Here is a 25,576-nt window from a genome sequence, read left to right as displayed (position 1 = left end):
TTCCAGCTTCTCAGAGCGGGGGCAGGGTCGGCAGGGGGACGGCGCCGTCCTCGACGCGGACGCCGGTGCCCGTGGTGCGGCCGGCGAGCCAGCCCATCAGGGCGTACGGGGCGCCGGTCACCCGCACCGCGGAGGCACCGGACGGCACCGGGGCGCCGGTGGTCCACGTGTCGCCGCCGGGGGCGGAGAGCGTCAGCGGCGGGACCTGTTCGTTGCCGTCGAAGCGGGCGGTGAGGAAGTCGATCTCGCGGGCGACGAAGTCGTGCGGGAGCTGGTCCAGCGTGTAGCCGGCGTCCAGGTCCACGTGGTGCAGCTCCACCTCCACCAGCCGCCGGAACGGGATCCGCGCCATGACGTCCGTCACGCCGCCGCGCAGCTCGCAGCGGGCCGACCAGCCGTCCGGCGGGATGTCCGCCGCGGTCGCCGCCAGCCGCGCGGCGGTCGTGCGCACGTCGTGGAGCTGCTCGGCGAGCGGGCGGGGGGCGCCGGCGTCGATGTCGCCGTCGCGGGCTTCGGCGCTGGTGTACATGGGGCGGCCGGTCAGCACGTTGACCAGGGCGTCCGCGTTGCGGGCGAGGTGGGTGAGCACGTGGCCGCGGGTCCAGCCGGGGAGCGCGCTGGGGGCGCGGACCGCGTCGTCGTCGAGGCGGGCGGCGCGGTCGAGGAGGCTGTCGGTGGCGGCTCGTAGGGTGGCCATGTCACGTACGGGGTCGTACGTGCGACCTGCGCTTTCTGTCATCGGAACCCCTGGTGTCGAGCGGGCGGGAATGCCGGGCCGGACGTCGTTGTCAGACCCAGACGTTAGCGTGTGGCTCGATGGGAGAAAGCTGCGGACAGCTCCGCGGCCACCCCCATACGCTTGACAAGGGGTGCCGCCCGACCGGACGGTCCCCGCCGCTCATCACGAAAGGTCCGACCGGCGTGGCAGACCGTCTCCTCGTCCGTGGCGCTCGCGAGCACAATCTGAAGAACGTCTCGCTCGACCTGCCCCGCGACTCCCTCATCGTCTTCACGGGACTCTCGGGGTCCGGCAAGTCGTCCCTGGCGTTCGACACGATCTTCGCCGAGGGCCAGCGCCGCTACGTGGAGTCGCTGTCCAGCTACGCCCGGCAGTTCCTCGGTCAGATGGACAAGCCCGACGTCGACTTCATCGAGGGCCTGTCGCCGGCCGTCTCGATCGACCAGAAGTCGACCTCGCGCAACCCGCGCTCCACGGTCGGCACGATCACCGAGGTCTACGACTACCTGCGGCTGCTCTTCGCCCGCATCGGCCACCCGCACTGTCCGCAGTGCGGCCGGCCGATCACCCGGCAGTCGCCGCAGGCGATCGTGGACAAGGTGCTCGCGCTGCCGGAGGGCAGCCGCTTCCAGGTGCTCTCGCCGCTCGTGCGCGAGCGCAAGGGCGAGTTCGTGGACCTCTTCTCCGACCTGCAGTCGAAGGGGTACAGCCGGGCGCGGGTCGACGGGCGGACGTCGTCGCTGACCGACCCGCCCAAGCTGAAGAAGCAGGAGAAGCACACGATCGAGGTGGTCGTCGACCGCCTCACGGTCAAGGAGAGCGCCAAGCGCCGGCTGACCGACTCGGTCGAGACCGCCCTCGGGCTCTCGGGCGGCATGGTCATCCTCGACTTCGTCGACCTGGACGAGGACGACCCGGACCGCGAGCGGATGTACTCCGAGCACCTCTACTGCCCGTACGACGACCTGTCCTTCGAGGAGCTGGAGCCGCGCTCCTTCTCCTTCAACTCGCCGTTCGGCGCCTGCCCCGACTGCACGGGCATCGGCAGCCGCATGGAGGTCGACCCGGAGCTGATCGTCCCCGACCCGGACAAGTCGCTGGACGAGGGCGCCATCCACCCCTGGTCGCACGGGCACACCAGGGACTACTTCGCCCGCCTCGTCGGCGCGCTCGCCGACGACCTCGGCTTCCGCACCGACCTCCCGTGGGCCGGGCTGCCGCAGCGGGCGCAGAAGGCGCTGCTCCAGGGGCACCGGACGAAGATCGAGGTGCGCTACCGCAACCGGTACGGGCGGGAGCGGTCGTACACGACGTCCTTCGAGGGCGCCGTGCCGTTCGTCAAGCGGCGGCACGCGGAGGCGGAGAGCGACAGCAGCCGCGAGCGCTTCGAAGGGTACATGCGCGAGGTCCCCTGCCCGACCTGCGACGGGACGCGGCTGAAGCCGGTCGTCCTCGCGGTCACGGTGCAGGGGCGCTCGATCGCCGACATCTCGGCGATGTCCATCAGCGACTGCGCCGACTTCCTCGGGGCGATGGAGCTGACCGACCGGGAGAAGACCATCGCGGAGCGGGTGCTGAAGGAGGTCAACGAGCGGCTGCGCTTCCTGGTCGACGTGGGCCTGGACTACCTGTCGCTCAACCGCGCCGCGGGCACCCTCTCCGGTGGCGAGGCCCAGCGCATCCGGCTCGCCACGCAGATCGGCTCCGGCCTCGTCGGCGTGCTGTACGTGCTGGACGAGCCGTCCATCGGACTGCACCAGCGCGACAACCACCGGCTGATCGAGACCCTGGTCCGGCTGCGCGACCTGGGGAACACGCTGATCGTCGTCGAGCACGACGAGGACACCATCACGACCTCCGACTGGGTCGTCGACATCGGCCCGGGCGCCGGTGAGCACGGCGGCAAGGTGGTGCACAGCGGCCCGTTGAAGGAGCTGCTGGACAACGAGGGATCGGTCACCGGGCAGTACCTGTCGGGGAAGAAGGAGATCCCGACGCCGGAGATCCGGCGGCCGGTCGACGGCGAGCGGCAGCTCGTCGTGCGCGGGGCGCGGGAGAACAACTTGCAGGACATCGACGTGGCGTTCCCGCTCGGGGTGCTCACGGCGGTGACGGGGGTCTCGGGGTCGGGAAAGTCGACCCTGGTCAACGACATCCTGTACACGCACCTCGCCCGCGAGCTGAACGGCGCGCGGAGCGTGCCCGGACGGCACACCCGGGTCGACGGGGACGACCTCGTGGACAAGGTGGTGCACGTCGACCAGTCGCCCATCGGCCGTACGCCGCGCTCCAACCCCGCGACGTACACCGGGGTCTTCGACCACGTCCGCAAGCTGTTCGCGGAGACGACGGAGGCGAAGGTCCGCGGGTACCAGCCGGGCCGCTTCTCGTTCAACGTCAAGGGCGGCCGCTGCGAGAACTGCTCGGGCGACGGCACGATCAAGATCGAGATGAACTTCCTCCCGGACGTGTACGTGCCGTGCGAGGTCTGCCACGGGGCGCGGTACAACCGCGAGACCCTGGACGTGCACTACAAGGGCAAGTCCATCGCCGAGGTGCTGGACATGCCGATCGAGGAGGCGCTGGCCTTCTTCGAGGCGGTGCCGGCCATCGCGCGCCATCTGAAGACGCTCAACGAGGTGGGCCTGGGGTACGTGCGGCTGGGGCAGCCGGCGCCGACGCTGTCGGGCGGCGAGGCGCAGCGGGTGAAGCTGTCGAGCGAGCTGCAGAAGCGGTCGACGGGCCGCACGGTGTACGTGCTCGACGAGCCCACGACGGGGCTGCACTTCGAGGACATCAAGAAGCTGATCGGGGTGCTGTCGGGGCTGGTCGACAAGGGCAACACCGTGATCGTCATCGAGCACAACCTGGACGTCATCAAGACCGCCGACTGGGTCGTGGACCTCGGCCCGGAGGGCGGCAGCGGCGGCGGACTGGTGGTGGCGGAGGGCTCCCCGGAGGAGGTGGCGGCGGTGCCGGCCAGCCACACGGGGAAGTTCCTGCGGGACATCCTGGGCGACCGGGTGAGCGACTCGCCTCCGGCGCGGAAGCGGGTGACCGCCAAGAAGGCGGGGACGGGCGCGAAGGCGACGTCGGTCAAGACACCGGCCAAGAAGGCGGCGGCGAAGAAGGCGACGGCGAAGAAGACGGCGGCCAAGCGCCGCGGCTGAGGCGGCCGACCCTGGCGCGCGGTCGGGCGCGAGTGCCCGGGCGGGGCACGGGCCGGGACGGGGCGGGGCACGGGCCCGCGCGGCGCCTGCGGGCCGGAGCACGTCATGCGGCCGGACGCGGCGCCCCTGGTCGTCGGTTGTCCTCGGGTCGGAGCTCGTCGCGCGGCCGGGCGTGGCGGCCCTGGTCGTCGGTTGCCCTGGGGCCGGGCACGTTGCGCGGCCGGGCGTGGCGGCCCTGGTCGTCGATTGTCCTTGGGACGGGGCACGTCCCGCGGCCGGACGGGCGGCCCTGGTTGTCGGCTGCCGCGGGACGGGGCTCACCGCGCGGCCGGGCGTGGCGGCCCTGGTCGTCGGTTGTCCTTGGGCGGGGCTCGTCGCGCGGCCGGGCGCGGCGGCCCTGGTCGTCGGCTGCCCTAGGGACGGGGCGCCTCGCACGGGCGAGCGCGCGGCTGCCGGCGCGGCCCGGCGTGCCGGCCCGCCCTTGCCCCGCCTGACCGCCTGCCTGCCCGTACCCCGCGGTGCGGGCCGCAGGCCGCGCCGTACCCGTGTCACGCCGACACGCCCACCCCCTCCTACCTGGTACGGACCTTTCTGACCCGGTCTCAAATGACAGACCCGCGGCGGCAATTGTTCGGTCGGAGTTTGCGCGCGCCCTCTGGTGTAGACCACTTTCCGCTGCCAGGCTGTGGCCCGCCGTGCGCAAGAAGCGTGCGTTCCCGTGTCGTTCCAAGGAGAAAACGTGCTCAGAGCGGGAGTACGCAGTAAACCCTTCCGGCCCAGAGCCGTCGCGGCAGCGACGGCTTCCGTGTTGCTCCTCGGTACCCCCGCGGTCGCCGCCGGTCAGGAGCGGCCCGCCGCGCCCGCCGCCCCGGCCGCCGGTCTCGTCTCCGTGCCCGCCGGGGAGGGCATGGACATCGCCTCCACCTCCCGGCCCGTGGCCCCCGGCATGGAGCTGACCTCCTTCGAGCGGCTGGAGACCGACAAGTGGCTCAAGGCCGACGCGCTCAGCGTCGACCTGGGCGCCGGCACCCGCGTCGACTACCTCGCCGGCGACGTCTCCGACCGCGCCCCCGTCTCCGAGCTGGCCGCCGAGCACGACCCCGGCCCCGGCCGCACCACCGTCGCCGCCATCAACGCCGACTTCTTCGACATCAACGAGACCGGCGCCCCCCTGGGCCCCGGCGTCGAGGAGGGCCGTCTCACCCATTCGCCCGCGGCCGGGGTCTCCGACGCCGTGGGCGTCGGCCCCGACCAGGCGGGCCGCGTCCTCGACCTCTACTTCGAGGGCACCCTCACCCTCCCCGACGGCGAGCACCCCCTCGGCGGCCACAATGCCGCCAACGTCCCCGCCGACGGCATCGGCGTGTACGACACCCGCTGGGGCACGGCCGACCGCGCCCTGACCGTCGACGGCGCCACCGAGGTCACCGAGGTCGCCGTGCGGGACGGCAGGGTCACCGAGGTGACCGAGGGGCCCGGGAAGGGCGCGATACCCGAAGGCACCACCGTGCTCGTCGGCCGCGACACCGGCGCCAAGCTCCTCGGCCGGCTGGTGCCGGGGGACCGGGTGGGGGTGGAGTACGACGTCCGCACGGACGACGGCAGCCCCGTGCCCCGTACCGCGGTCGGCGGTCGCGGCGTCCTCGTCGAGGACGGCGTGCCGCAGGACTGGGAGGGCCGGCCGAACAACACCGCCGCCCCCCGCACCGCGGTCGGCTTCTCCCGGGACGGCGGCACCATGCACGTGCTGACCGTCGACGGCCGCCAGGCGGACGCCGGCGGCGTCACGCTCACCGAGCTGGCGAAGATGATGGACGCCCTCGGCGCGTACGACGCGCTGAACCTCGACGGCGGCGGCTCCTCCACCCTCGTCGCCCGCGCGCCCGGCTCCGACGAGCGGTTCGTGGAGAACTCGCCGTCCGACGGCCACGAGCGGGAGGTCCCCAACGGTCTGGCGTTCACCGCCTCCGGCGGCAGCGGCAAGCTCCGGGACTTCCGCGTCACCACCGCCGCCGACCCGGCGCTCGCGCCCGGTGTCGACCCGGTGCCCGGCGGCCACCCCGAGCGTGTCTTTCCGGGCCTGACCCGCGACCTCGACGCCGCCGGCTACGACGAGACGTACGGCCCGGCCCGGGGCCGCCCGTACTGGTACACCTCGCGCCGCGGCGTCGGCACCGTCGACGGCGACGGCACCTTCACCGCCCGCCGCGGCGGCACCGTGAAGGTCACCGCCCGGCGCGGCCACGCGTCGGGCAGCACGGAGCTGACCGTTCTCGACCGGCTGGACCGGATCACGCCCACCAGCGAGCGCGTCGGCCTTGCCGACCCGCGGGACGAGACGGCCTTCGGGATCGTCGGCCTCGACGCCCACGGCGCCAGCGCACCCGTCGACCCGGCGGACGTACGCCTCGACTACGACCGCGCGCTCTTCGACATCGACCCGGACCCGCGCAGCGGCGGGTTCACCGTACGAGCCGCCGGCGCCGACCCGACGGCGTCCGGCGTGCTCAAGGCGACCGTGCAGGGGAAGGTCACGCACGTCGCGCTGACCGTCGGCCTCACCGAGGCCGAGCTGGCGGACTTCGACGACGCGGCCGACTGGAAGTTCTCCACGGCCCGCGCCACCGGCTCGCTCGGCCCGGAGCCCGAGGGCCACACCGGCACCGGCATGAAGATCACGTACGACTTCTCCCAGTCGACCGCCACCCGGGCCGCCTACGTCACCCCGCCGCGGGCCATCGAGATCCCCGGCCAGCCGCTGAGCTTCGGGCTGTGGATCAAGGGCGACGGCAAGGGCGCCTGGCCGTCGCTGCACCTGAAGGACGGCGCGGGCGCCAACCTGGTCTTGCGCGGCGACTACGTCACCTGGCAGGGCTGGAGGAAGGTGATCTTCCAGGTCCCGGAGGGCACCCAGTACCCGCTGTCCGTCTTCCGCTTCTACCTGGCGGAGGCCAAGCCCGCCAGCCAGTACAGCAGCGAGGTGGTCATCGACGAGCTGACCGCGCAGAGCCCACCCGAGGTCGACCTGCCGCGCACCCCGGCGCACCCCGACCCGCTGATCGACACCGCCGCCGAGACGGCGGACCGGGACTGGCGGTACGCGGTGATGTCCGACGCGCAGTTCGTCGCCCGCGACCCGGACAGCGACCTGGTGCGGCAGGCGCGGCGCACGCTGCGGGAGATCCGGGCGGCCCGCCCGGACTTCGTCCTCATCAACGGCGACCTGGTGGACGAGGGTTCGCCCGAGGACCTGAAGTTCGCCCGCACGATACTGGAGGAGGAGCTGGGCGACGCCGTGCCCTGGTACTACGTGCCCGGCAACCACGAGGTGATGGGCGGTTCCGTCGACAACTTCGTCGCCGAGTTCGGCCCCGCGCAGCGGACGTTCGACCACAAGGGCACCCGCTTCCTGACCCTCGACACCTCCTCGCTGACGCTCCGCGGCGGCGGCTACGCGCAGATCGCGGAGCTGAAGCGGCAGCTGGAGGCGGCGGCGGAGGACCCGTCGGTGCGCTCGGTGACCGTCGTCCAGCACGTCCCGCCGCGCGACCCGACGCCGCAGCGGGCCAGCCAGCTCGGCGACCGCAAGGAGGCGCGGGTGCTGGAGGACTGGCTCGCGGACTTCCGGGCGCGTACGGGCAAGGGCGCGGCGTTCGTCGGCGGGCACGTCGGCACCTTCCACGCCGAGCACGTCGACGGCGTGCCGTACCTGATCAACGGCAACTCCGGGAAGGCGCCCGCCACCCCGCCCGGCGAGGGCGGGTTCTCCGGCTGGTCGCTGATCGGCGTCGACCACGTCTCGCGCGGCGAGCAGCACCGGGCCCGGCACCGGCCGCACCGCGGGCAGCCCGACTGGGTGTCCGTGCAGACCCGGCCGCACGTGGACGGGCTGGCGGTGACCGCGCCCGAGGAGGTGCGCGCCGGCCGCTCGGCGCCCGCGTCGGCGTCGGTGGCGCAGGGCGCGCGGCAGGTGCCCGTCGGCTGGCCGGTCAGCGCGGACTGGTCGGGTACGGACCGGCTGCACATCGGGCCGCCGCGGCAGGCGGACCGGCGTGACATCGCGGCGTACGACCCGGCCACCGGCGAGGTGACGGGGCTGCGGCCGGGGACGGTCACGCTGACGGTGACGGTCAACGGCGTCACGCGGGGGGACCGGGTGACGGTCACCCGGTAGCCCGCGGGCCGGACGGTCGCGGGGCCCCGCGGGGCTCCGCGACCGCGCCGCCGCGGATCAGCCGGCCGGCTCCGGCGGCTCCGCCAGTTCCGCCGCGTACGGCGGCTCGGCGCCCGCGCGCGAGCAGGTGATCGCCGCCGCGCGCGCGGCGTGGCCGAGCGCGGCGTGCCACCCGGCGTCGTCCAGGGCGGCCGGCGCGCCGGGGGCCAGGGCGCCGTGCGTGTCGAACCAGTGCAGCAGGGCGGCGTTGACGGTGTCGCCGGCGCCGATCGTGTCGACGACGTCGACCGGCGGCGCGGGCACGTCGTACCGCCTGAGGCCCGCCGCGGTCACCGCCGTCAGGCCCTCGCCGCCGCGGGTCAGCACCGCCGCCCGCGGCCCCGCCTCCAGCCACTCCGGCAGCGCCTCGGCCCACGGCCGCCCGCCGGCGAGCCACTCCGCGTCCTCCACCGACAGCTTCAGCAGCGCCACGTGCGGCAGCCAGGAGCGGAAGCGGGCGCGGTAGGCGTCGGCGTCGGCGATCAGGCCGGGTCTGACGTTCGGGTCGAGAAGGGTGAACAGCCCGTCCGCGGCGACCCGTTCGAGCAGCGTCTCGTACGCGGTCGCCCCCGGCTCCAGCACCAGCGAGCAGGTCCCCACCGCCAGCGCCCGCAGCTCCGCGGGCAGCGTGTCCGGCGCCCGGAACAGCCGGTCGGCGGTGCCTTCGGCGTAGAAGCGGAAGCCGGCGGAGCCGTCCGGGCTGACGTCGGCGACGGCCAGCGTCGTGGGCTCCGTACCCCGCTGGACGAGGCTTGTGTCCACCCCCGCGGCGCCGAGCCCCGCCATGAGCGACGCCCCGAAGGCGTCCGTCGAGACCCGCGAGGCGAACGCCACGGGCGCCCCGAGCCGCCCCAGCGCCACGGCGGTGTTGTACGGCCCGCCGCCCCGCACCGGCTGCAACGCGGGGAGCGCACCCCCGCCGCCGGCCGGGACGAGGTCGATCAGTGCCTCGCCACCCACCACGATCATGCGCCCAGTATGACGGCACCCCGCCCACACCGGACGCCCGTTATCCGGCGGTCCGCCGCCCGCCTTCCGCCCGCCGCGCCGGCCGGGCGGCGCCCGCCCGGGCCAGCACCCGGTCCGCCCGCCGCCGGGTGCGCCGCGTCGCGGCCCGGCTCAGCGGCAGCACGGTCACCAGGAGCGCGGCCAGGACGCCGTCGACGACGAGGACCAGCTCCAGATAGACGCTCAGGGAGTCCGTGGAGAAGGCGCCCGTCACCGCGACGAGGACCATCCACAGGACCACGGTGATCAGGACGTGGCGCCGGCGCTTGCGGGCGTAGGACTCCTCGGTCGAGTCCAGCAGGAACGGCGCGAACAGCAGCTCGACTTCGGGCCGGACCTCCGGGAGGGGGACGAGCCGCCGGCGGCCGGGGCGCATGCCCGGCAGCGGTCCGCCGCGGGGTGCGTCCGGGTGGCGCCGCGCGGTGCGGTCCGCGCGCTCGGCGGCGTCCGGCAGGCGGCGGAAAAGGAGGGTCGGGGCGGACGCCGTGGGGTGGGAGGCGATGCCGTCGTAGCGGTAGCCGTACTGCTCGGCGACGTAGACGAAGGCCGCCAGCCGCCGCGGCCGGACCCACGGGCTCCGCAGCCTGTGCGTGCCGCCGCCGCGCGCCGCCGTGGCCAGGAGGGATACCAGTTCCCGCCGCGCCCCCACCCGGAACCTCCCCGATGTCCGCCGCCACCGACACCCTCGCACGGCGGCGCGGTGGCGCGCCGGATGTCACCGGACTGTCGCGGGCTCGGTACACGGCTGTGGACAGCCCGCCGGGCGTCGGTGGCCGACAGTAGGGTGGGGACCATGGCAGACCCGTCCAGCTACCGTCCCAGGCCCGGGCAGATCCCCGACTCCCCGGGGGTGTACAGGTTCCGGGACGAGCACGGCCGGGTGATCTACGTCGGCAAGGCGAAGAGCCTGCGCCAGCGCCTCTCCTCCTACTTCCAGGACCTCGCCGGACTGCACCAGCGCACGCGCACGATGGTCACCACCGCCGCCTCGGTGGAGTGGACCGTGGTGGCCACGGAGGTCGAGGCGCTCCAGCTGGAGTACACCTGGATCAAGCACTACGACCCGCGGTTCAACGTCAAGTACCGCGACGACAAGAGCTATCCCTCCCTCGCCGTCACGATGAACGAGGAGTATCCGCGGGTGCAGGTCATGCGCGGCCCCAAGCGCAAGGGCGTGCGCTACTTCGGCCCGTACGCGCACGCGTGGGCCATCCGCGAGACCGTCGACCTGATGCTGCGCGCCTTCCCCGTACGGACCTGCTCCGCCGGCGTGTTCAAGCGCAGCGCGCAGATCGGCCGTCCCTGCCTCCTGGGGTACATCGGCAAGTGCTCGGCGCCCTGCGTCGGCCGTGTCACGGCCGCGGAGCACCGGGAGCTGGCGGAGGAGTTCTGCGACTTCATGGCCGGCCGCACGGGCGCGTACCTCAAGCGGCTGGAGCGGCAGATGCACGAGGCCGCCGAGGAGATGGAGTACGAGAAGGCCGCCCGGCTGCGCGACGACATAGGGGCGCTGAAGCGCGCCATGGAGAAGAACGCGGTCGTCCTCGCCGACGCCACCGACGCCGACCTGGTCGCCCTCGCCGAGGACGAGCTGGAGGCGGCGGTGCAGATCTTCCACGTCCGCGGCGGCCGGGTGCGCGGCCAGCGCGGCTGGGTCACCGACCGGGTGGAGGCCGTCGACACCGCCGGCCTCGTCGAGCACGCGCTGCAGCAGCTCTACGGGGACGAGCAGGGCGAGGGCATCCCCCGCGAGGTGCTGGTCCCGGCGCTGCCGGAGCCGGCCGGGCCGGTACGGGAGTGGCTGGCCGAGCGCCGCGGCGCCCGGGTGGACCTGCGGGTGCCGCGGCGCGGCGACAAGAAGGACCTGCTCGCCACGGTCGCGCGGAACGCGCAGCAGGCCCTCGCCCTGCACAAGACCAAGCGCGCCTCCGACCTCACCACCCGCTCCCGGGCGCTGGAGGAGATCGCCGAGGCGCTGGAGCTGGACTCCGCGCCGCTGCGCGTCGAGTGCTACGACATCTCCCATCTGCAGGGCGACGACGTCGTCGGCTCCATGGTCGTCTTCGAGGACGGCCTCGCCCGCAAGAGCGAGTACCGCCGCTTCGAGATCAAGGGCTTCGCCGGCCAGGACGACGTGCGCGCGATGCACGAGGTGATCACCCGCAGGTTCCGGCGCTATGTGCAGGAGAAGCAGAAGACGGGGGAGTGGGGCGACCCGGAGGCGGAGGCGGCGGCCGAGCGCGCCCAGGACGCCGAGGACGCCGAAGGCACCGGGAGCACCGGGGGCGCGGCCGCGCCGGACGGCCAGGCCGGCGCGCATGGCCCGAACGGCCGGAACGGTGTCTCCCCGGAGGACGGGCCCGCCGAGGGCCCCGCGGGCCGGGACCCGGACACCGGGCGGCCCAGGAAGTTCGCGTACCCGCCGCAGCTCGTGGTCGTCGACGGCGGGCAGCCGCAGGTCGCCGCCGCCCAGCGGGCCCTGGACGAGCTGGGCGTGGACGACGTGGCCGTCGTCGGGCTGGCCAAGCGCCTCGAAGAGGTGTGGCTGCCGGACAGCGACGACCCCGTCATCCTGCCGCGCAGCAGCGAGGGCCTGTACCTGCTCCAGCGGGTACGGGACGAGGCGCACCGCTTCGCCCTCGCCTACCAGCGCAGGAAGCGGGCCAAGAGCATGAAGGCCGGGCCGCTGGACGCCGTGCCCGGGCTGGGGGAGAGCCGCCGCCGGGCGCTGCTGAAGCACTTCGGTTCGGTGAAACGGCTGAGAAATGCGACTATTGATCAGATCTGTGAGGTTCCCGGCATCGGCCGCAAGACGGCCGAAACCATTGCCGCGACCCTCGCGCAGGCGGCACCCGCCGCGCCGGCGGTGAACACCGCCACCGGAGAGATCATGGACGAGTGAGGACCGGGGGACAGAGGGATGAACGAGAACGGGACGGACGAAACCGGCGAGGCCGCCGTGACCACGGGTGACCCGGGCCTCGGGCCGGACGGGACGGCGGAGTCCCCGGACGCCGCGGACGCCGCCGACACCGGACAGACGGGCACCCCTGAGCTGGTGATCATCTCCGGGATGTCGGGGGCCGGCCGGAGCACCGCCGCGAAGTGCCTGGAGGACCTCGGCTGGTTCGTCGTGGACAACCTGCCGCCCGCCCTCATCCCCACCATGGTGGAGCTGGGCGCCCGCTCGCAGGGGAACGTGGCGCGGATCGCGGTGGTCGTGGACGTCCGCGGCCGGGGCTTCTTCGACAACCTCAAGGAGTCCCTGGCCGATCTGAAGGAGAAGCAGGTCTCGCGGCGTATCGTCTTCCTGGAGGCGTCGGACAACTCGCTGGTGGCCCGCTTCGAGTCGGTGCGCCGCCCGCACCCGCTCCAGGGCGACGGCACGATCCTCGACGGCATCACCGCCGAGCGCGACCTGCTGCGCGAGCTGCGCGGCGACGCCGACCTGGTGATCGACACCTCCAGCCTGAACGTGCACGAGCTGCGCGCGAAGATGGACGCCCAGTTCGCCGGCGGCGAGGAGCCGGAGCTGCGCGCCACCGTGATGTCCTTCGGCTACAAGTACGGCCTGCCGGTGGACGCCGACCTGGTCGTGGACTGCCGCTTCCTGCCCAATCCGCACTGGGTCCCCGAGCTGCGCCAGTTCACCGGGCTCAACGAGGACGTCGCGCAGTACGTCTTCAACCAGCCCGGCGCCAAGGAGTTCCTCAACGGCTACGCCGAGCTGATGCACCTGGTCACCGAGGGGTACCGGCGCGAGGGCAAGCGGTACGTGACCATCGCCGTCGGCTGCACCGGCGGCAAGCACCGCTCCGTCGCCATGTCCGAGCGGCTCGCCCGCCGGCTCGCCTCGGACGGCATCGAGACCGTCGTCGTCCACCGGGACATGGGGCGCGAGTGAGCCGGATCGCCGGCGCCCGGTACCTCCGGCTGCGCCGCCGGGTCGCCCGCGGGCCCGGTTCGCAGCCGAAGGTGGTCGCGCTCGGCGGGGGGATGGGCCTGTCGGCCTCCCTCGCCGCGCTGCGCCGGATCACCGGCGATCTCACCGCCGTCGTCACGGTCGCCGACGACGGCGGCTCGTCCGGCCGGCTCCGCGCCGAGCTGGGCGTGCTGCCCCCGGGCGACCTGCGCAAGGCGCTGGCGGCGCTGTGCGGCGACGACGACTGGGGCCAGACCTGGTCCCGGGTCATCCAGCACCGCTTCACCAGCAAGGGCGAGCTGCACGACCACGCCGTCGGCAACCTGCTGATCGTCGCGCTCTGGGAGCAGCTGGGCGACCACGTCCAGGCCCTCGACCTCGTGGGCACGCTCCTCGGCGCGCACGGCCGGGTGCTGCCGATGTCCGCGGTCCCGCTGGAGCTGCGCGCGGACGTACGGGGCCACCTGCCGGAGCACCCGGAGAAGGTCGTCACCGTGGCCGGCCAGGCCACCGTGGCCCTGACCCCCGGCGAGGTGCAGCGGGTCCACCTGGTGCCCGCCGACCCGCCGGCCGTCCCCGCGGCGGTCGAGGCCGTCCGCGAGGCGGACTGGGTGGTGCTCGGCCCGGGCTCCTGGTTCTCCTCCGTCATCCCGCACCTGCTGGTGCCCGAGCTGCGCGAGGCCCTGGTGGAGACCCAGGCGCGGAAGGTCCTCTCGCTGAACCTCGCCCCGCAGCCGGGGGAAACGGACGGATTTTCCCCGCGGCGTCATTTGGAGGTTTTGCGACGACACGCCCCTAAACTCGCCCTCGACGTGGTGCTGGCCGACAAGGATGCAGTGCCCGGTGCGGCAGAGCGCGACGGGTTGCGCGAGGCTGCGAATGAGCTTGCGGGCTCGGTCGAGCTGGCGCCGGTGGCGCGGACCGACGGGACTCCCCGGCACGATCCGGAGCTGCTGGCCGCCGCGTACGACCGTATTTTTCGGATGCATGGAAGGATCGGGCCATGGCGATGACGGCAGCGGTGAAGGACGAGATCTCGCGGCTCCCCGTGACCCGGACGTGCTGCCGCAAGGCGGAGGTCTCCTCGACGCTGCGGTTCGCCGGCGGGCTGCACCTGGTCAGCGGCCGGATCGTGATCGAGGCGGAGCTGGACACCGGCGCCGCCGCCCGCCGGCTGAAGAAGGACATCCTGGAGATCTTCGGGCACGGCTCCGAGATGATCGTCATGGCCCCGGGCGGTCTGCGCCGCGGCAGCCGGTACGTGGTCCGGGTGGTCGCCGGCGGTGAGCAGCTGGCCCGGCAGACGGGCCTGGTCGACGGCCGCGGGCGGCCCATCCGCGGGCTGCCCCCGCAGGTCGTCTCCGGCGCCACCTGCGACGCCGAGGCCGCCTGGCGCGGCGCCTTCCTCGCCCACGGCTCCCTGACCGAGCCCGGCCGCTCCTCCTCGCTGGAGGTCACCTGCCCCGGCCCGGAGGCGGCGCTCGCCCTGGTCGGCGCCGCCCGCCGGCTCAGCATCCCGGCCAAGGCCCGCGAGGTGCGCGGCGTGGACCGCGTGGTCGTCCGGGACGGGGACGCCATCGGCGCCCTGCTCACCCGGCTCGGCGCGCACGAGTCGGTGCTGGCCTGGGAGGAGCGCCGGATGCGGCGCGAGGTGCGCGCCACCGCCAACCGGCTCGCCAACTTCGACGACGCCAACCTCCGCCGCTCCGCGCGCGCGGCGGTCGCGGCCGGCGCGCGGGTGCAGCGGGCGCTGGAGATCCTCGGCGACGAGGTGCCGGAGCACCTGGCGGCGGCCGGCCGGCTGCGCATGGAGCACAAGCAGGCGTCCCTGGAGGAGCTGGGCGCCCTCGCCGACCCGCCCCTGACGAAGGACGCGGTCGCGGGGCGTATCCGCCGGCTGCTCGCCATGGCCGACAAGCGGGCCGGCGACCTGGGCGTTCCCGGCACCGAGGCGAACCTCACGGAGGAGATGGTGGGCTGACGCCCCTGGACGGCGCCCCCTCCGGTACGCCCGCACCGGCGCACCTCGCCGCGGCACCCGCCGCACGTTCTCCGTACCTCTCGGCATCTTGACGTGGGCATGGCCCGTCCGCAGCCTTGCTGCTGTTCGTCCACGAGACAGACGACCCGAAGAGGGGCACATGAGACGAAGAGCGAGCGCGATCCTCGCATCAGCCGCCCTGCTGCTCGGCGGCCTCGCCGCCGCGCCCGCGGCCGGCGCCGCCGGGCCGGACCCGGCCACCGCCGCGGCCACCGACGACGAGGTGAAGGTCTTCACCGCCGACGTCACCCGCGCCCAGGTCCCGCTGCTGCTGGCAGCCGGGCAGGACGCCCACGAACTCGGTGAACGGGCCCCCGCCCGCGGCACCGCCGAGGTCGAGCTGTTCCTGACCGACGCCCAGGCGGCCGGTCTGGAGCGGCAGGGCGTCGACCTCACCGAGCGCAAGGTCCCCGCCCGCGCGAAGGCGCGCACCGAGGCCGCGGCCGACGGCGTGTTCCGCCCGTACAGCGGTCCGGGCGGGCTCCGGGAGGAGCTGACCGGGATCGCCCGGGAGCACCCGGACCTCACCAAGCTCGTGTCGATCGGCACGACCCTCCAGGGCCGGGACATCCTCGCCCTGAAGCTCACGAAGGGCGCCAGGAAGGTCCGGGACGGCGCCAGGCCCGCCGTGCTGTACCTGTCCAACCAGCACGCCCGCGAGTGGATCACCCCCGAGATGACGCGCCGGCTGCTGCACCACTTCCTCGACGGCTACGGCGAGGACCGCAAGCTCACCCGCATCGTCGACACCACCGAGCTGTGGTTCGTCCTCTCCGCCAACCCCGACGGCTACGACTGGACCCACCACCCCGACGGCGAGCGCCTCTGGCGCAAGAACATGCGCGACGTCAACGGCGACGGCGCGTACACCACCGGCGACGGCGTCGACCTGAACCGCAACTTCGCCTACAAGTGGGGCTACGACAACGAGGGCTCCTCGCCCAGCCCCGGCAGCCAGACCTACCGCGGGCCCGGGCCCATGTCCGAGCCCGAGACCCGCGCCCTGGACAGGTTCCAGAAGCGCATCGGCTTCGAGTTCGGGATCAACTACCACTCCGCCGCCGAGCTGATCCTCTACGGCGTCGGCTGGCAGGTCGCCACCGACACCCCCGACGACGTGCTCTACCGCGCGCTCGCCGGCACCCCGGAGAACCCCGCCGTGCCCGGCTACCGCCCCCAGGTCTCCTCCGAGCTGTACACCACCAACGGCGAATCCGACGGCCACGCCGCCAACGTCAACGGGATGATGATGTTCACCCCGGAGATGACCACGTGCCGGACGGCGTCCGAACTCGATCCGGACGACGCCTGGAACCCGGCGGACTGCCAGTCCGGCTTCAACTTCCCCGACGACGAGAAGCTGATCCAGGACGAGTTCGCCAAGAACATCCCCTTCGCCCTCTCCGTCGCCGAGACCGCCGCCCACCCCGACCGGCCGTCCTCCGCCGTCGGCACGGAGGCCCCCGACTTCACCGTCGACGCCTTCGACGTCTCCTACGCCCGCGGCCGCCACGACGCGGACCAGGAGGTCTCCGTCGTCGCCCGCAAGTCCGTCCGGCACAAGGAGCTGAACTACCGCGTCAACGACGGCCGCACCCGCGACCGGCACCTCAGGCCCTGGCGGGGCGGCGAGACCTACGGCGGCGAGGACAACATCCGCTTCGACGAGTACCGCGCCGAGGTGAAGGACGTCGAGCCCGGCGACGAGGTCGAGGTCTGGTTCACCGGCCGCACCCGCGCCGGAGAGCGCACCGCGAGCGAGCACTTCACGTTCACCGTCGCCGAACGCCCCCGCGCCGGCACGCTCGTCGTCGCCGAGGAGGGCGCGAAGGCCGAGCACGCCCGCACCTACGTCGACGCCCTGCGCGCCTCCGGCCGCTCCGCCGCCGTCTGGGACGTCGCGACCCAGGGGCCGCCGCACGCCCTCGGCGTGCTCGGCCACTTCCGCGCCGTCGTCCACTACACCGGCGCCGGCGCCCCCGGCGGCGACACCCAGCTCGCCCTGCGCGCCTACCTCAACGAGGGCGGCAAGCTGGTCGAGGCCGGCGAGCGGGCCGGCGGCGAGGCGGTCGTCGGCCGGGCCGAGACGGACGACTTCAGCCAGTACTACCTGGGCGCCTACTCCCGCTCCGCCACCGTCGGCCCCGACGGCTTCACCGGCGCCGGCGCCCTGCGCGGCGCCGCCGGCGGCCTCGGCGACGCCGCGGGCAACCCGCTGGACGGCGCCGGGGCGTACACCGTCACCTCCGACACCCTGCCCCCGGCGGACTTCCCGCAGTTCGCGTCCGCACCGGCGGGCGCGTACGAGGGCGGCGTCAACCCGTACGCGCCGTACGAGGGCGAGTGGATGGCGGTCGCCGGGCACGAGAACAACGACTGGCAGCGGCTCACCCGCACCGTCGACCTCACCGGCGTCACCGCCGCCGAGGCGCCGGCGCTGCGGACCGCGCTCAACTGGGACACCGAGGCCGGCTACGACTTCGTGCTCCTGGAGGCCCGCACCGCCGGCGGCGACGACTGGACCACGCTGCCGGAGGCCGGCGGGGCCACCACCGGTGAGGTGCCCGAGGAGTGCGGCGAGGGCTTCTTCATCAGGGCCCACCCGTTCCTGCGCCACTACCTCACCCAGGGTGCCGACGGCTGCACCGCCGGTGGCACCAGCGGCGCCTGGCACGGCCTGACCGACTCCTCCGGCGGCTGGCAGGAGGTCTCGTACGACCTCTCCGCCTACGCCGGCGAACAGGTCGAGCTGTCCCTGTCGTACGTCACCGACCCGGGCAGCGGCGGCAGCGGCGTCCTCGTCGACGACACCGCCGTGGTCGTCGGCGGCGCCGCGACCGGCGCCGAGGGATTCGAGAGCGGACTCGGCGCCTGGTCGACGCCCGGCCCGCCGCCCGGCAGCCCGCCGGCGGACGCCGACTGGACCCGCTCCGGCAAGCTCTTCGAGAGCTACGGGGCCGTCGCCACCCGCGACACCGTCCTCGTCGGCTTCGGCGTCGAGCACCTGGACGACCGGGCCGCACGAGCCGCTCTTCTGAGCCGCGCCCTGTCCCATCTGAGGCGCTGACGCACACCCGCTGACCGGCGACGACGCCGGACCGCGGCGGCGGCCCGCAGCCCAACCGGGGGGTGCGGGCCGCCGTCCGCGTCACCGGCGGGGTCCGGGCCGCCACGAGGGGGTGGAAGCGGTAGGGTCGGATGTGGTCGGGGATTCCCAGTCAGAGCACCGGTCGATGAAGGACCGGCGTACCAACGAGGAGATCGGTTCGTGACGATCCGCGTAGGCATCAACGGCTTCGGCCGCATCGGCCGCAACTACTTCCGCGCCATCCTGGAGCAGGGTGCGGACATCGAGGTCGTGGCGTTCAACGACCTGGGTGACGCCGCGACCATCGCACACCTGCTCACGTACGACACCCTGCTCGGCAAGCTCAAGGCCGAGGTGAGCCACACCGCCGACGCCATCACCGTCGACGGGCGCCCCATCAAGATGCTCGCCGAGCGCGACCCCGCGAACCTGCCCTGGGGCGAGCTGGGCGTGGACGTCGTCATCGAGTCCACCGGCATCTTCACCAAGGCCGAGGACGCCAAGAAGCACCTGGCCGCCGGGGCGAAGAAGGTCATCATCTCCGCGCCCGCCAAGGGCGAGGACATCACCATCGTGATGGGGGTCAACGAGGACTCCTACGACCCCTCCGCGCACCACATCATCTCCAACGCCTCGTGCACGACGAACTGCGTCGCGCCGATGGCGAAGGTGCTGGACGAGAACTTCGGCATCGTGCAGGGCATGATGACCACCGTCCACGCCTACACCAACGACCAGCGCATCCTGGACTTCCCGCACAAGGACCTGCGCCGCGCCCGCGCCGCCGCCGAGAACATCATTCCGACCACCACCGGCGCCGCGAAGGCCACCGCGCTCGTCCTCCCGCAGCTCAAGGGCAAGCTGGACGGCATCGCCATGCGCGTCCCGGTGCCCACCGGCTCCGTGACCGACCTGGTCGTCGAGCTGAGCCGCGAGGTCACCAAGGACGAGGTCAACGCCGCGTACCAGAAGGCCGCCGAGGGGCAGCTGAAGGGCATCGTGGAGTACACCGAGGACCCGATCGTCTCCTCGGACATCGTCAACACCCCGCCGTCCTGCACCTTCGACTCCCTGCTGACCATGGCGCAGGGCAAGCAGGTCAAGATCGTCGGCTGGTACGACAACGAGTGGGGCTACTCCAACCGTCTGGTCGACATCACCACCTTCGTCGGCGAGCGGCTCTAGGGCGGTGCACCCGCCGTGCCGGCCACGCCGCACGGCAGCCGGGGCGCCGCGGCTCCCCGCGCAGTTCACGTGGGCCGGGGCCCGGCCGCCGCAGGGCGGCGGGCCCCGCTCGTTCCGACGACCGGGCCGCCGTGCGCGCCGCTACGCGGCGGTGCGCGGGCGGCGTCAGCAGTGACGCAGGAGTCTCCATGAAGACGCTCGACGACCTCCTCGGCGAAGGCGTCGCCGGCCAGCGGGTCTTCGTCCGCGCCGACCTCAACGTGCCGCTGGACGGCACCGCCATCACCGACGACGGCCGCATCCGCGCCGTCGCCCCGACGATCGCCAAGCTGGCCGAGGCCGGCGCGCGGGTGGTCGTCGCCTCTCACCTCGGCCGCCCCAAGGGCGCGCCGGACCCGGCCTTCTCGCTCGCGCCGGTGGCGCGCCGGCTGGGCGAACTGCTCGGGGACTCCGCGAAGAAGACGGAGTTCGCCACGGACACCGTGGGCGAGAGCGCGAAGGCCACCGTCGCCGGGCTCGGCGACGGCGAGGTCACGCTGCTCGAAAACCTGCGGTTCAACGCCGGCGAGACCGCGAAGGACGACGCCGAGCGCGGCGCGTTCGCGGACGAGCTGGCGGAGCTCGCCGACGTGTACGTGGGCGACGGCTTCGGCGCCGTGCACCGCAAGCACGCCTCGGTGTACGACCTGCCGGCCCGGCTGCCGCACTACGTCGGCCACCTCATCGCCACCGAGGTGGGCGTCCTGCGCAGGCTCACCGAGGACGTCGCCCGGCCGTACGCGGTCGTGCTCGGCGGCGCCAAGGTCTCCGACAAGCTCGGGGTCATCGATCACCTGCTGGAGAAGGCCGACCGCATCCTCGTCGGCGGCGGCATGGCGTACACGTTCCTCAAGGCCAGGGGCTACGAGGTCGGCGCCAGCCTGTTGCAGGAGGAGCAGGTGCCCGCGGTCCGCGAGTACCTGGCCCGGGCCGAGCGGCTCGGCGTGGAGTTCGTGCTCCCCGTCGACGTGGTCGCGGCCCGCGAGTTCCCGGACGTCAAGGCGCAGGCGCCGACCGAGCCCGAGACCGTACCGGCCGACGCCATCCCCGCCGGCATGATGGGGCTGGACATCGGCCCGGAGTCCGGCCGGCTCTTCGCCTCGAAGATCGCCGACGCCGCCACGGTCTTCTGGAACGGGCCGATGGGCGTCTTCGAGCACCCCGACTACGCCGCGGGCACCCGCGCCGTGGCGCGGGCCCTGCTGGACAGCTCCGCGTTCACCGTCGTCGGCGGCGGCGACAGCGCCGCCGCGGTCCGGATCCTGGGCTTCGACGAGAACGCGTTCGGCCACATCTCGACCGGTGGCGGCGCCAGCCTCGAATACCTCGAAGGCAAGACGCTCCCCGGCCTCGCCGCACTGGAGGACTGACCCGAACGATGAGTGACAAGCCGACCCGTACCCCGTTCATGGCGGGCAACTGGAAGATGAACCTCAACCACCTTGAGGGCATCGCGCACGTCCAGAAGCTCGCGTTCGCGCTGCACGACAAGGACTACGAGGCCGTCGAGGTCGCCGTCCTGCCGCCGTTCACCGACCTGCGTTCGGTGCAGACGCTCGTGGACGGCGACAAGCTGAAGATCAAGTACGGTGCCCAGGACATCTCGCCGCACGACTCCGGCGCGTACACGGGCGACGTCTCCGGGCCCATGCTGGCCAAGCTCCACTGCCGTTACGTCGTCGTCGGCCACTCCGAGCGCCGGCAGTACCACGGCGAGGACGACGCGCTCGTGGGCGCCAAGGTCAAGGCGGCCTTCAAGCACGGCATCACGCCGATCCTGTGCATCGGCGAGGGCCTGGAGGTGCGCAAGGCCGGCGAGCAGGTCGCGCACACCCTCGCGCAGCTCGACGGCGCGCTGAAGGACGTCCCCGCGGCGGACGCGGAGAGCGTCGTCGTCGCGTACGAGCCGGTGTGGGCCATCGGCACCGGCGAGGTCGCCACCCCGGAGGACGCGCAGGAGGTCTGCGGCGCGATCCGGCGGCGGCTGGCGGAGCTGTACGGCGACGAGGTGGCGGCCGCGGTGCGCATCCAGTACGGCGGCTCCGTGAAGAGCGGCAACGTCGCCGCGATCATGGCGCAGCCGGACGTGGACGGCGCGCTGATCGGCGGGGCCTCCCTGGACGCCGACGAGTTCGTCAAGATCGTCCGCTTCCGCGACCAGTAGCCCGTGACCCCGGGCCCACTCTCCGTAGGCCGGGGAGTAGGCCCGGGCCGCCTGTTCGGCGTAGGCTGTCGGGGGCCGGGCACGCGGGACGACCGCGCCGGCCCCCTTCCGTACCCGTCCGTCACCGAGAGAGTTGGAAAAGCCGTGACCGTGGCGTTCTCCATCGCCCTGATCATCTTCAGCGGGCTGATGATGATGCTCGTTCTCATGCACAAGGGGAAGGGCGGCGGCCTGTCCGACATGTTCGGCGGCGGCATGCAGTCCTCCGTCGGCGGCTCCTCCGTCGCCGAGCGAAACCTCGACCGGATCACGGTGGTCGTGGGCCTGATCTGGTTCGCCATCATCGTCGTGCTCGGCCTGCTGATGAAGTTCGACAGCTGAGCCACCACGACGGCTGACGGTACGTAGACTGGGGCGCCCGCGGCGGGGTCGCCGACGATGCCTCGCCGCATTTCACGCAGGGAGTTACGACCGTGGCAAGTGGCAACGCGATCCGGGGAAGCCGGGTCGGCGCCGGGCCGATGGGCGAGGCGGAGCGAGGCGAGTCAGCGCCCCGCCTGCGGGTCCCCTTCTGGTGTTCCAACGGGCACGAGACCCGGCCCAGCTTCGCCTCCGACGCACAGATCCCGGACACCTGGGACTGCCCGCGCTGTGGTTTCCCGGCGGGCCAGGACCGGGACAACCCGCCCGACCCGCCGCGGACCGAGCCGTACAAGACCCACCTCGCCTACGTGCGTGAGCGGCGCAGCGACGCCGACGGCGAGGCGATCCTCGCCGAGGCGCTCGCCAAGCTCCGCGGCGAGATCTGACCGACCGGCCGCCGATCTGAGGCGGCGGATAGGGCAACCGCCCGAGGCGGCCGCCCGCCGGGCGCGCCTACGGTCCCGGCATGCGATCCGAGGAGCCGTCCCACACCCCCGTCGTCCGCCCGGAGGGCGGGTCCCCCCACGGCGCGCGGCCGCGCGTGCGCGGTACCCGCGGGCGTCCGGTGCCGTTCCCCGCACGGCGAAGTGCCGCCCCGAGACCGGGTGTGCCGGGGTCCGCCGATGGCCGCTGAGGCCACACCCCCGCGGGACGCCGCCGCACCGCCTGGCGTGGGGGTGCCCCCACGCCCGCAGGGCGTAGGGGGAGGGTTCGGGCGGCTGTGGTCGGCCGCCGTCGTCTCCCGCTTCGGCGACGCCCTGCGGGGCGCCGCGCTGCCGCTGCTCGCGGTCGAGCTGACCGACTCCGCGCTGCTCGTCGCGCTCGTCACCGCCTGCGGACACCTGCCCTGGCTGCTCTTCGGGCTGCTCGGCGGCGCCCTCGCCGACCGGGTCGACCAGCGGCGCGCCATGTGGACCGTGGACGTGCTGCGCGGCCTGCTCATGGCCGCGTTCGCGCTCGCGGTGTGGCTGGACCGGGCGGGCATCGCCCTGCTCCTCGTCCTCGCCTTCGCGCTCACCGCGCTCCAGACCGTCTTCGACAACGCCGCCACCGCCCTGCTGCCCGCCGTCGTGCCCGCCGCGGCGCTCGGCACCGCCAACGGGCGGCTGCTCGCCGGCCAGGAGGCCGTGCACCGCTTCGCCGGCACCCCGCTGGTGCCCGTGCTCGTCGGCGCCGGGGCGGCTGTGCCGTACGCCGTGGACGCCGTCACGTACCTGCTGGCCGCCGTCCTCGTCGCCGGCCTGCCGCACCGGACCGCCCCGCGACCGGCCGCCGCGCGGCCCCGTACTCCGCTGCGCCGCGACATCGGCGACGGCCTCGCCGCGCTGTGGCGCGACCCGGTGCTCCGGGGCGTCTGCGCGGCCACCGCCGTCGCCAACACCGGCATCGGCGCCCTCGTCGCCACGCTCGTCCTGCACCTCACCGGCTGGCTCGGCGCGGGCGCCACCGGCTACGCCCTCGCGCTCACCGCGTACGGGGCCGGCAGCGTCGCCGGCGGCGTGGCCGCGGGCCGCGTCGCCGCCGCCCTCGGCGAGGCGCGCACCCTGGTCGGGGCGGGCCTCGCGCAGGCGGCGTGCCTGGCGGCGTTCGGCACCGTACGCAGCCTGCCCGCGGCCGGCGCCGCGCTCGCCGTCTTCGGCTTCGCCGGGATGCTCTGGACCGCCACCGAGGTCACCGTCCTCCAGCGGCGCAGCCCCGCGGGCGCCATCGGCCGGGTCAGCGCCGCGTTCCGCACCCTGGCGGTCTCCGTCGTGCCGCTCGGGGCCGTGCTCGGCGGGGTGCTGGCCGGCTCGTACGGCATGAACACCCCGGCGCTCGCCGCCGCCGCGCTCGTCGGCCTGGCGGTGCTCACGCTCGGACCGGCGGCGCGCTCCGGGATCAATTAGGTTGGGTGCCATGGCCGACACCACGTCACGCACCAGGCTCGACCAGACCCCCGAGTGGCACGCCCTCGCCAAGCACCGCGAGGAGTTCGGCGCCACGCACCTGCGCGAGCTGTTCGACGCCGACCCCGAGCGCGGCCGCCGGTACACGCTCCGCGTCGGCGATCTCTACCTCGACTACTCCAAGCACCTCGTCACCGACGAGACGCTGCGCCTGCTGCGCGAACTGGCCGCCGCGACCGGGGTGGCCGGGCTGCGCGACGCCATGTTCCGCGGCGAGAAGATCAACATCACCGAGGACCGCGCCGTGCTGCACACCGCGCTGCGCGCGCCCAGCGCCGAGTCGGTCGAGGTGGACGGCACCGACGTGGTCCCCGGCGTGCACCACGTGCTGACCCGCATGGCCACCTTCGCCGACCGGGTCCGCTCCGGCGAGTGGCGCGGCCACACCGGCAAGCCGGTCCGCGCCGTCGTCAACGTCGGCATCGGCGGCTCCGACCTCGGCCCGGCCATGGCGTACGAGGCGCTGCGCGCCTACACCGAGCGGGACCTCACCGTCCGCTTCGTCTCCAACGTCGACGGCGCCGACCTGCACGAGGCCGTGCGCGACCTCGACCCCGAGACCACGCTGTTCGTCATCGCCTCCAAGACCTTCACCACCATCGAGACGATCACCAACGCCGCCGCCGCCAAGCGCTGGCTGCTGGCGGGCCTGGGCGCCGGCGACGAGGCGGTCGCCAAGCACTTCGTCGCCCTGTCGACGAACGCCGCGAAGGTCGCCGAGTTCGGCATCGACACGGACAACATGTTCGAGTTCTGGGACTGGGTCGGCGGGCGCTACTCGTACGACTCCGCCATCGGCCTGTCCCTGATGGTGGCCATCGGCCCGGTCGCCTTCCGGGAGATGCTCGCCGGCTTCCGGCTCGTCGACGAGCACTTCCGCACCGCGCCGCCGGAGGACAACGCGCCGCTGCTGCTGGGGCTGCTGGGCATCTGGTACGGGAACTTCTTCGACGCGCAGTCGCACGCCGTCCTGCCGTACAGCCACTACCTGTCGAAGTTCACCGCCTACCTGCAGCAGCTCGACATGGAGTCCAACGGCAAGGCCACCGACCGCGGCGGCGAGCGGGTCGGCTGGCAGACCGGGCCGGTGGTCTGGGGCACGCCCGGCACCAACGGCCAGCACGCCTACTACCAACTGCTCCACCAGGGCACGAAGATGATCCCCGCCGACCTCATCGGCTTCGCCCGGCCCGTCGCCGAGCTGGGCGACCTGGCCGGGCAGCACGACCTGCTGATGGCCAACCTCTTCGCCCAGGGCCAGGCGCTCGCCTTCGGCAGGACGGCGGCGGAGGTGGCGGCCGAGGGCGTGCCCGCGGCGCAGGTGCCGCACCGTACATTCCCGGGAAACCACCCGACGACGACGATCCTGGCCGACGGCCTCACGCCCTCGGTGCTGGGGCAGCTCGTCGCCCTGTACGAGCACAAGGTCTTCGTCCAGGGCGCGGTGTGGAACATCGACTCCTTCGACCAGTGGGGCGTCGAGCTGGGCAAGGTGCTGGCCAAGCGGCTGGAGCCGGCGCTCACCGACGGCGCGGACGTGCCCGGGCTGGACGGCTCGACCGTCGCGCTCGTCGACGCCTACCGGGCGCTGCGGGGGCGCTGACCTGCGGCGTCCGGCGGCGCTCGGCTCGCGGGGCG

17 protein-coding genes are annotated in these 25,576 nt (G+C 73.7%); 14 read left to right on the top strand and 3 right to left on the bottom strand.

Annotation, left to right across the window (positions count from 1 at the left end):
* Positions 1–10 precede the first annotated feature (10 nt).
* On the bottom strand, positions 11–697 hold the full coding sequence (locus tag ACHZ99_RS01550; RefSeq protein ID WP_420302454.1) for a maleylpyruvate isomerase family mycothiol-dependent enzyme: 687 nt from the start codon (positions 695–697) through the stop codon (positions 11–13).
* A gap of 224 nt (positions 698–921) precedes the next feature.
* Between ACHZ99_RS01550 and uvrA the strand changes: the two genes are divergently transcribed.
* Both uvrA and ACHZ99_RS01540 read left to right on the top strand, forming a co-directional pair.
* Positions 922–3,909, top strand: coding sequence for an excinuclease ABC subunit UvrA (gene uvrA / locus ACHZ99_RS01545; RefSeq protein ID WP_420302453.1), 2,988 nt, complete (start codon positions 922–924; stop codon positions 3,907–3,909).
* Between the two features lie 907 nt (positions 3,910–4,816).
* The gene (locus tag ACHZ99_RS01540) at positions 4,817–8,083 is read left to right on the top strand and encodes a phosphodiester glycosidase family protein (RefSeq protein WP_420303172.1); all 3,267 of its coding nucleotides are present in this window, start codon (positions 4,817–4,819) and stop codon (positions 8,081–8,083) included.
* A gap of 57 nt (positions 8,084–8,140) precedes the next feature.
* On the opposite strand, the gene ACHZ99_RS01535 is transcribed toward ACHZ99_RS01540, so the two are convergent.
* Together ACHZ99_RS01535 and ACHZ99_RS01530 are read right to left on the bottom strand one after the other, a co-directional pair.
* Complete coding sequence (locus ACHZ99_RS01535; RefSeq protein ID WP_420302452.1) at positions 8,141–9,091, bottom strand: carbohydrate kinase family protein; 951 nt, start codon at positions 9,089–9,091, stop codon at positions 8,141–8,143.
* A 40-nt stretch (positions 9,092–9,131) separates the two neighbouring features.
* Positions 9,132–9,779 (bottom strand): hypothetical protein, encoded by a 648-nt coding sequence (locus ACHZ99_RS01530; RefSeq protein ID WP_420302451.1) that lies wholly within the window; start codon positions 9,777–9,779, stop codon positions 9,132–9,134.
* Positions 9,780–9,923: 144 nt separating this feature from the next.
* On the opposite strand from ACHZ99_RS01530, the gene uvrC reads away from it, so the two are divergent.
* The 12 genes from uvrC to pgi all read left to right on the top strand — a co-directional run bounded on the left by uvrC (position 9,924) and on the right by pgi (position 25,541).
* Positions 9,924–12,032, top strand: coding sequence for an excinuclease ABC subunit UvrC (uvrC, locus tag ACHZ99_RS01525; protein ID WP_420302450.1), 2,109 nt, complete (start codon positions 9,924–9,926; stop codon positions 12,030–12,032).
* Between the two features lie 18 nt (positions 12,033–12,050).
* Positions 12,051–13,034, top strand: a complete 984-nt coding sequence (rapZ, locus tag ACHZ99_RS01520) for an RNase adapter RapZ (protein WP_420302449.1) — start codon at positions 12,051–12,053, stop codon at positions 13,032–13,034.
* A complete protein-coding gene (locus ACHZ99_RS01515) occupies positions 13,031–14,065 on the top strand; it encodes a gluconeogenesis factor YvcK family protein (RefSeq protein ID WP_420302448.1) in 1,035 nt (344 codons plus the stop codon). Before rapZ ends, ACHZ99_RS01515 begins: the two co-directional genes overlap by 4 nt.
* Positions 14,056–15,033, top strand: a complete 978-nt coding sequence (gene whiA, locus ACHZ99_RS01510) for a DNA-binding protein WhiA (protein ID WP_420302447.1) — start codon at positions 14,056–14,058, stop codon at positions 15,031–15,033. Before ACHZ99_RS01515 ends, whiA begins: the two co-directional genes overlap by 10 nt.
* Before the next feature lie 160 nt (positions 15,034–15,193).
* Positions 15,194–18,160 (top strand): M14 family zinc carboxypeptidase, encoded by a 2,967-nt coding sequence (locus tag ACHZ99_RS01505; RefSeq protein WP_420302446.1) that lies wholly within the window; start codon positions 15,194–15,196, stop codon positions 18,158–18,160.
* A gap of 201 nt (positions 18,161–18,361) precedes the next feature.
* Positions 18,362–19,366, top strand: a complete 1,005-nt coding sequence (gene gap, locus ACHZ99_RS01500; RefSeq protein ID WP_420302445.1) for a type I glyceraldehyde-3-phosphate dehydrogenase — start codon at positions 18,362–18,364, stop codon at positions 19,364–19,366.
* Between the two features lie 188 nt (positions 19,367–19,554).
* Positions 19,555–20,775 (top strand): phosphoglycerate kinase, encoded by a 1,221-nt coding sequence (locus ACHZ99_RS01495; protein ID WP_420302444.1) that lies wholly within the window; start codon positions 19,555–19,557, stop codon positions 20,773–20,775.
* A gap of 8 nt (positions 20,776–20,783) precedes the next feature.
* Entirely contained in the window at positions 20,784–21,569 is a 786-nt protein-coding gene (gene tpiA, locus ACHZ99_RS01490) for a triose-phosphate isomerase (RefSeq protein ID WP_420302443.1), read from the top strand.
* Positions 21,570–21,719: 150 nt separating this feature from the next.
* Positions 21,720–21,950: a preprotein translocase subunit SecG gene (gene secG, locus ACHZ99_RS01485; protein WP_420303171.1), complete on the top strand. Its 231-nt coding sequence runs from the start codon at positions 21,720–21,722 to the stop codon at positions 21,948–21,950.
* 92 nt (positions 21,951–22,042) lie between these two features.
* The gene (locus ACHZ99_RS01480) at positions 22,043–22,378 is read left to right on the top strand and encodes an RNA polymerase-binding protein RbpA (RefSeq protein ID WP_420302442.1); all 336 of its coding nucleotides are present in this window, start codon (positions 22,043–22,045) and stop codon (positions 22,376–22,378) included.
* Positions 22,379–22,615: 237 nt separating this feature from the next.
* Entirely contained in the window at positions 22,616–23,878 is a 1,263-nt protein-coding gene (locus ACHZ99_RS01475) for an MFS transporter (protein ID WP_420302441.1), read from the top strand.
* Positions 23,879–23,888: 10 nt separating this feature from the next.
* Positions 23,889–25,541 carry a glucose-6-phosphate isomerase gene (gene pgi / locus ACHZ99_RS01470; RefSeq protein WP_420302440.1) on the top strand — a complete coding sequence of 551 codons (1,653 nt, stop codon included), beginning with the start codon at positions 23,889–23,891 and terminating at the stop codon, positions 25,539–25,541.
* Positions 25,542–25,576: the final 35 nt, after the last annotated feature.

This window comes from Streptomyces sp. MAR4 CNX-425 (assembly GCF_048656465.1).
Classification (GTDB): Bacteria; Actinomycetota; Actinomycetes; order Streptomycetales; family Streptomycetaceae; genus Streptomyces.
Note: the sequence above shows the minus strand (reverse complement) of the source record. Positions and strands in the feature narration are given on the sequence as shown.